General features: G+C 47.5%; 7 protein-coding genes. 5 read left to right on the forward strand and 2 right to left on the reverse strand.

Annotated features, from left to right (window positions below; genetic code table 11):
* Window positions 1-747: 747 nt before the first annotated feature.
* Both KJB30_RS06320 and KJB30_RS06325 read right to left on the reverse strand, forming a co-directional pair.
* Window positions 748-1,347: a PEP-CTERM sorting domain-containing protein gene (locus KJB30_RS06320; RefSeq protein ID WP_214297093.1), complete on the reverse strand. Its 600-nt coding sequence runs from the start codon at window positions 1,345-1,347 to the stop codon at window positions 748-750.
* Window positions 1,348-1,417: 70 nt separating this feature from the next.
* Entirely contained in the window at window positions 1,418-1,981 is a 564-nt protein-coding gene (locus KJB30_RS06325) for a hypothetical protein (protein WP_214297094.1), read from the reverse strand.
* A gap of 731 nt (window positions 1,982-2,712) precedes the next feature.
* On the opposite strand from KJB30_RS06325, the gene KJB30_RS06330 reads away from it, so the two are divergent.
* From KJB30_RS06330 to KJB30_RS06350, 5 genes are read left to right on the forward strand one after another with little or no spacing between them, the layout of a single operon-like run.
* Window positions 2,713-2,946, forward strand: coding sequence for an MBL fold metallo-hydrolase (locus KJB30_RS06330; RefSeq protein WP_214297095.1), 234 nt, complete (start codon window positions 2,713-2,715; stop codon window positions 2,944-2,946).
* Between the two features lie 48 nt (window positions 2,947-2,994).
* The gene (locus tag KJB30_RS06335; RefSeq protein ID WP_246545524.1) at window positions 2,995-4,026 is read left to right on the forward strand and encodes an aldo/keto reductase; all 1,032 of its coding nucleotides are present in this window, start codon (window positions 2,995-2,997) and stop codon (window positions 4,024-4,026) included.
* A 9-nt stretch (window positions 4,027-4,035) separates the two neighbouring features.
* A complete protein-coding gene (locus tag KJB30_RS06340) occupies window positions 4,036-4,668 on the forward strand; it encodes a paraquat-inducible protein A (RefSeq protein ID WP_214297096.1) in 633 nt (210 codons plus the stop codon).
* Window positions 4,665-5,312: a paraquat-inducible protein A gene (locus KJB30_RS06345; RefSeq protein ID WP_214297097.1), complete on the forward strand. Its 648-nt coding sequence runs from the start codon at window positions 4,665-4,667 to the stop codon at window positions 5,310-5,312. The genes KJB30_RS06340 and KJB30_RS06345 overlap by 4 nt, the downstream gene beginning before the upstream one ends.
* Window positions 5,293-6,891, forward strand: a complete 1,599-nt coding sequence (locus KJB30_RS06350) for a PqiB family protein (protein WP_214297098.1) — start codon at window positions 5,293-5,295, stop codon at window positions 6,889-6,891. Before KJB30_RS06345 ends, KJB30_RS06350 begins: the two co-directional genes overlap by 20 nt.
* Window positions 6,892-7,006 lie beyond the last annotated feature (115 nt).

Raw genomic sequence — 7,006 nt, forward strand, 5'->3', positions numbered from 1 at the left:
GGTGAGGTCGAAATGAGGACCGGCAGTAACGCCAACCGTACCCTTGGCGTTACCCTGAAAACCGACGGTAAAATTTCCGTTAAAAGATGAATTTTCACTGGTTAAGGTAATGCCAATATCCCCATTTTTGTAGAGATCAAACATCACGCCGCCAGTAGGCATAAAACGAAAATCATATGAATCTGTCGTGCCACCATTATAAAAACCAAATCGGGTAATCTTTCCGGTCAGAAGGGTTCCACTATATGCTGGACCAGTATATAACCCGCCAGTATTTATAACCCCGGTAATAGTTATTTGATCACCAGGTACATCAGGGACAAGATTACCGGCATTGTCCACATGAACCTGGATTTTTAAATCCTTTACATTGAGAACAGGGGTTTTATATACAATTGGCAAATTTGGTGGTGGAGGTGGCGGCGGAGATGGCGCCCAAAAATAGCTTGTCGGCGTTCCCGAAACAGTTAACAGCCCGGTGTTCGGATCAAAGGTTGTGCCGCTATTTGGGCTTGGACTGCTCAAACTGTCAAAGGTGATTAAGGGGTATCCCGGTTGCACCCCAAGCAACGCCGCAAATGCGCTCCCGCTAAAAACAGCAATTGTGGCCACAAAAAGTATCGCTGCCAGAAGTACTCTCTTGTTCATCCCGTTTACCCCCATTTATAATCCACATGCTCCGGACAATCATTATGTAAAAAGCCGCCATACAAAGCGGCTCTTACAAAATAGTTCTCTTAACTATTCCTATGACTTCCGCTTACGCAGGAAACAAAACCCACCAGCTCCCAAAAGTAGCAGACACACGGATGATGGCTCCGGAACCGGGGTTCCCACGTCGGCACTTGCACTGAGGGAGCTGAAGTCAGAACCGAACCCATTGATTGATGAGTCAAAACCGCTGGCACCGAGAATGATGCCTCCTAGTGAACCGTAATCGCCCTGGTAATCGCCACTGGTCGGTGTGAAAAGGAAATTGAGCACAGGATTGCCCACGGTGAAATCAAGTTTTGTCAAAGATCCTATTAGTAGATAATTGCTCAGTGTATAGTCATAAATATACATTGATCCACCAGTCGCTAAATTTCCAAAAGAGTCTATTGTTGCATCCAGTCTGAAGCCTATAGTGTCAGTAACAGGAAGGCCATTGTATTTTTCAGCAAATCCATATGCTAAAAAATTGCCGCTTGAGTAATCGACGGTAACAGGAGCAACTTTAAAATCAGGGGTCGAATTCAGTAGAAGTGCATACGACGTCTGACTCATTGCTCCCAACAGCAGAGTTGCACAAACACCCAACAGCAAACCTGCCTTCATCATTCCACTAATTCTTTTTTCCTGTGCCATTTGTAGCCCCCTTTTTTACAACAAATTATATTTTTATTTTTTAAGCATTAATAAAACGTGCTTCACCCTCTTACCACCCGATACCTGCGACACCTATGGCGCCATTGTTAAAGTTCTGCGCAAAATTGCCTGTGAAGCCACTCTGCCCAAGAATGACTTTAATGGCCGGGCCAAATTGGGTGAACATCGCTCCGTCACTGGTATCGAACTGAAATTCCACTGCTCCTCCTGCTTCGCCGTAGCCAAGAGCGCTGATATTTCCAACCAGCAGTTGTCCCTGGCCGATACCAAGCGAAGGCACTTCTCCGGTGATTGTAAGAGTTCCCGACAAAATGTCTCCGCTGTTTGAAATAGCAGCCGTTATTTCAAACTGACCGTTTATTACCTGGGTAGGCGTATCTGTTCCATTCTTGATGTGCTCGGCAAAACCTCTGGCAGTAAACATCTGGCTTGCTGCATCATAGTTGACCTCTATTGCGTCGGAAAACATATCAGGAGAGGGTTGCAATGTGAGATCCAGCGGCCTCGCCTGTGCAGATTCCGTGATCAACCCCAACGACAACAGCATCATCGCGACTGTTAGCGCCCAGCCAAAACCTTTAGCAAATCGCATGAGTACCATGATCTTTTTCATTCTCGTCCTCCCAAAATCGGGGCAGCTTAATACTGCCTGACAACTTAATTGGTTTTTAATTAGCGGCTAACATCTAAGCAATAAAAATGCCTACCCTGCAACTGCTTAATATCAGTGGCATAACTGCCCTCACATTTATAATTTTTAGTAATTGTAAATATTTCCGACATTTCTTTGTGAGGGACAGCAGGCAGCATAGAGGGCGGGGCTATATATTACAGAAGCTAATCTCATCCTTTTTCAGAATAACTACAAATTTCCTGCTTTCGATTGAGAGACAGCAGACTCCTTTACCCCAGGATCCTTTCCATCCGGATCGGGTAGGAGGCGGAATTACTTCCGCCGTCCTCCCACCCCACCGTGCGTACGGTTCCGTACGCGGCGGTTCATAAAGTGTTGAAGTCGGTGCTGGTCTATGAATGACACCAGCCACAATTGTCGAAGTAGGATTTCGGAACAGCTTTATTCATATGCGCGGCCCCTGCATTCCACCAGGGGCCGTGGCCTTTTCTGGTCGACCGCCATGCCGTTGCCTCCGATAATCCGCTGGTGCCGATGGGTCATTACTGTCTTTATCGGCCGGATCATTGCCAATGACACTGCGAGGCTGAGCGGGCTCAAGCCCGGGAGCCACGGTTGGTGTAACGTTTGTCGATTAATTGACGCACCTTTCCACCATGCTAGACTTTATGAAAAGACGCCACTCGCTCCGGTTCTAACCAGGAGGCCCAATGGCTACAAATACACTTTCTCTCCAGGACTTCAGCGCACCTGCCACTCTCGATTCAGAATCGATTCTATTGGTCGGGACCGCCACAACAGTCATTAAATGCGGTGGCTTTACCATACTTACTGATCCCAATTTTCTGCATGCCGGCGACCATGCCCATATCGGCTATGGCCTCACCTCAGAGCGGCTACGTGACAACGTTCATTACCTTCATCACGGTGATACATATACCTGACGTAACTGGATGAATTGCTTGAAATCATGACTTCGGAAGGAGAAAAGCATGGCTAATCTAATGTACATGTCTCGACGCGAGTTGCTCGCGGCTGCTGCGGCATTAACGGTTATGTCCTGTATTCCGAAAGGCTTGTTTGCTGCAATGGTCAAAGGGGAGATGCCTTACCGCAAGCTTGGTCGTACGGGGGAAAAGGTGTCCCTCATCGGTCTGGGAGGTTTCCATATCGGCAAACAGGCAGACGAGAAGGAGAGTATTGAGATCATTCGCACCGCCATCGATAATGGCGTCAACTTCATGGACAATTGCTGGGATTATAATGAGGGCAAAAGTGAGGTCCGCATGGGTAAGGCCTTGCAAGATGGCTATCGCAACAAGGTATTTCTGATGACCAAGATTGATGGGCGGGATCGTAAAACAGCCGCAAAACAGATCGACGAGTCACTGCGACGGCTGAAGACCGACCGAATTGATTTGATGCAGATCCACGAAGTTATTCGTTTGTCGGATGTGGAAAAGAGCTTTGCACCCGCAGGAGGACTGGAGGCACTTCTGGCTGCAAAACAGGCCGGCAAAATTCGCTATATCGGCTTTACCGGTCACAAAAGCCCAAGCATTCATCTAAAAATGCTTGAAACTGCTGCCAAGCACGAGTTTGTGTTTGATGCAGTGCAAATGCCGCTTAACGTGATGGACGCACACTATGACAGCTTCGAAAAAAACGTACTTCCAGTGGCGCTTAAACACAACATTGGCATCCTCGGAATGAAATCAATGGGATCTCCCTATATCCTGGAGAGCAATACAGCATCACCGGTGGAGTGCCTGCACTACGCCATGAGCCTTCCAACCAGTGTAGTCATAACGGGATGCGATTCTTTGGTCATTCTCAAACAGGCTTTGAAGGCAGCCAGAGAGTTTCGACCGTTCACAGAACAGCAAGTGGCCGCTCTGCTCAGCCGCACTACCGAAGCAGCACTCAAAGGTAAATATGAGCGGTACAAGACGAGCGATTATTTCGACGGAACCCACCATCATCCTGAATGGCTTGGGCCTGCCAGAGAAAAGAGCGTTTTGTAGGAGAGTAGAATGAGGGAAGACTTAATAGTGGCATGTCCTGAGTGCGACCTGCTCCAACGGATGGTTCCCCTGCATGTCGGTGGAACTGCGCGATGTTGTCGCTGCTTCTCGATTCTCTATAAAAACAAAAAACATGGGCTGGAGATGGCGTTGGCGTTGATCATGACGGCAGCTTTCTTTTATATAATTGCTAATACCTATCCCGTTCTGTTTTTGGAGAAACAAGGTATACGAACCGCCTCCACGCTTGCACAAGCGGTCGGTACACTGTGGGGACAGAATATGAGAATCATGGCGACTGCTGTAATGATTACGGCAATAGGCGCCCCAGGAGTTGAAATAACCCTTCTTCTTTATATCCTGTTTTCCCTGAGACGCCGCAGAATTTCCGGAAGGATGCCTCTCCTGGTCAAGTTACTGCACAAAGTAAGGCCATGGCAGATGCTGGAAGTGTTTATGCTTGGGGCGCTCGTCTCATTTGTTAAATTGGGCGGCATTGCCACTGTAATGCCAGGTATCGCACTCTGGGCCTATGCGGTTTTAACCATCTTGCTTGCTGCTGTTACGGTTTCTTTGGATGAACAGACCCTTTGGAGCTATTTCAGGCAGGGCACTGTCCTAAGCAATGGAAAACCACAATGACTCAAAACAATGCAACAGCATTTGAGCTTAATATTGTGTCATGCCAGGAGTGTGGACTTCTGGTCCGAAACAGTCCCTCCCCTGCAAATTCATGTCCGCGCTGTGCAACCGCTCTTTACCCACGAAAAGTGCACAGTGTATCCCGAACCTGGGCATTAATGCTGGCTGCCGCCATCCTTTATATCCCGGCCAATCTGCTTCCGATCATGGTGACAACCTCATTGAACGGGACCCAAAGGGATACCATTTTAAGTGGCATAATCTCGCTCTGGACATCAGGATCTTGGGGTATCTCCGTAATTGTCTTTATTGCGAGTATAACCGTTCCTCTCCTGAAGATTTTCGTACTGGCCCTGCTTCTATATGGAACACAAAGACGACCGGGATGGCAGCCGCAACAACTGACACGTCTTTATCGCTTGGTTAAAGTTGTGGGGCGATGGTCAATGCTGGATATCTATGTGATTACCATTCTGACGGCTTTGGTCCAGTTTCCTATGGTCGCTCGGGTTAATGTCGGACCAGCGGCTATCCCCTTTGCAGCCGTAGTGGTGCTGACAATGCTGGCAACGATGCAATTCGACCCACGCCTTATCTGGGACGCTTGCGACAAGCGAGATGGGCATGACAGAAAAACAGAATAAACATAATGAACTGCCGGAGGCCGTCGCAGCGCCTAAGAGCCGTTTTTCCATCCAACTGGTTTGGCTAGTTCCATTGGTGGCGGCACTTATTGGAGGAAGTCTGGCCATTAATGCATGGTTAGACCATCGACGTGCAATCACTATCAGTTTCAAAAGTGGTGAAGGGCTGGAAGAAAATCAGACAAAAATAAAGTACAAAGATGTTCAGATCGGGGAGGTCAAGAAAATAGCACTGGCCAATGATCGCTCCCGGGTTCTTGTAACTGCCCATATAGATAGGGAAGCAAAAGGATTATTGGTGGAGGACACCAGCTTTTGGGTTGCACGTCCCAGAATCACCGGATTGAATGTGTCGGGCCTGGGCACCCTGAAGGAAGGACCCTACATAGCCATTGATGTTGGGAAATCGGACAAACCGCGGAAGGTTTTTGCTGGGCTTGAAGTCCCCCCGGCGGTATCAACCGACGAGCCTGGCAGTAGATTTACTCTCCATGCGGCGAACCTTGGCTCTCTGAACATTGGTTCACCAGTACTTTACCGCCGCATTCAAGTGGGACAGGTTGAAACTTTTGAACTAGATAAAGAAGGTAAAGGTGTATTACTGACCGTTTTTATTAAAGCCCCACACGACCGGCATGTGATGTCGGAAAGTTTTTTTTGGCAAGCGAGTGGCATCGATGTTCAGCTCAGCACCAGTGGAGTGAAAATTGATACGGAATCTTTAGCATCAATTCTGGTGGGCGGTATTGCTTTCGATTCCCCGGATAAAAAAAATAATATACGAGCAAACGGCAATACCAGTTACACCCTCTATACCAACCGCGATGAGGCTTTAAGAAATACAAAAGAGGCAATACCATTCACGATGATGTTCAGACAATCGGTACACGGTTTGTCCATTGGTGCAGCAGTTGAATTTAAAGGAGTACCTGTAGGGGAAGTGACAAAAATCAACATTGATTCTAAAACAAACCATTCATTCGCTATTCCAGTAGAGGTGATACTACATCCGGCGCGCTTTCGACCAGATACTATCGGGGCAGGAACCACAGAAAACAATAATCACCTGATTGTGCTCATAAATAACGGATTGCGCGCGCAATTAAAGAAAGGAAATCTTTTAACAGGTCAGCAATATATCGATCTAGATTTCTCAGGCAGTGGATCGGTTGTGACAACAAGCTCAGACACCAAACAGTTTCCAGTTAAAGATAGCCATGGGAAAGATCTGCAGGATACGTTTCAAAGAGTTGCTGAAAAAATAGAAAAATTACCAGTTGAAGAACTAACAAACGATGTGAGAAATTCAGTCAAGAAGCTTGAAAAAGCGCTTCAAAGTGTTGACCACTTAGTAAAGAAACTCGACCGGGAGGTCACACCGGAATTAAGGGACACCTTAAGATCAGCCCGAGAAACATTGGGAGAAGCGCGTGCAGTTTTATCTACCGGTTCCCCACTTCAATCTGATTTGCAAGAAACATTACGGCAACTTAGTCGGGCAGCGGCTTCGCTGGGAGTGCTGGCAGACTACCTTGAGCAGCACCCCGAATCAGTTATCCGTGGCAAGTCTAAAGATTAAACTTCAGGCAGAGAAATATTATAAACGAAACTGCCCATACAAACGCAAACAGCCCCATCACTTTGTAGTGAAGGGGCTGTTTTAATTATTCCCGGCGGCGACCTAATCTCCCACA

It is taken from the genome of Pelotalea chapellei (genome assembly GCF_018531195.1).
Classification (GTDB): Bacteria; Desulfobacterota; Desulfuromonadia; order Geobacterales; family Pseudopelobacteraceae; genus Pelotalea; species Pelotalea chapellei.

Coding starts and splice junctions, on each gene's coding strand:
- KJB30_RS06320 (WP_214297093.1), bottom strand. CDS start 1,347: ATGGCACAGGAAAAAAGAATTAGTGGAATGATGAAGGCAGGTTTGCTG.
- KJB30_RS06325 (WP_214297094.1), bottom strand. CDS start 1,981: ATGAAAAAGATCATGGTACTCATGCGATTTGCTAAAGGTTTTGGCTGG.
- KJB30_RS06330 (WP_214297095.1), top strand. CDS start 2,713: ATGGCTACAAATACACTTTCTCTCCAGGACTTCAGCGCACCTGCCACT.
- KJB30_RS06335 (WP_246545524.1), top strand. CDS start 2,995: ATGGCTAATCTAATGTACATGTCTCGACGCGAGTTGCTCGCGGCTGCT.
- KJB30_RS06340 (WP_214297096.1), top strand. CDS start 4,036: ATGAGGGAAGACTTAATAGTGGCATGTCCTGAGTGCGACCTGCTCCAA.
- KJB30_RS06345 (WP_214297097.1), top strand. CDS start 4,665: ATGACTCAAAACAATGCAACAGCATTTGAGCTTAATATTGTGTCATGC.
- KJB30_RS06350 (WP_214297098.1), top strand. CDS start 5,293: ATGACAGAAAAACAGAATAAACATAATGAACTGCCGGAGGCCGTCGCA.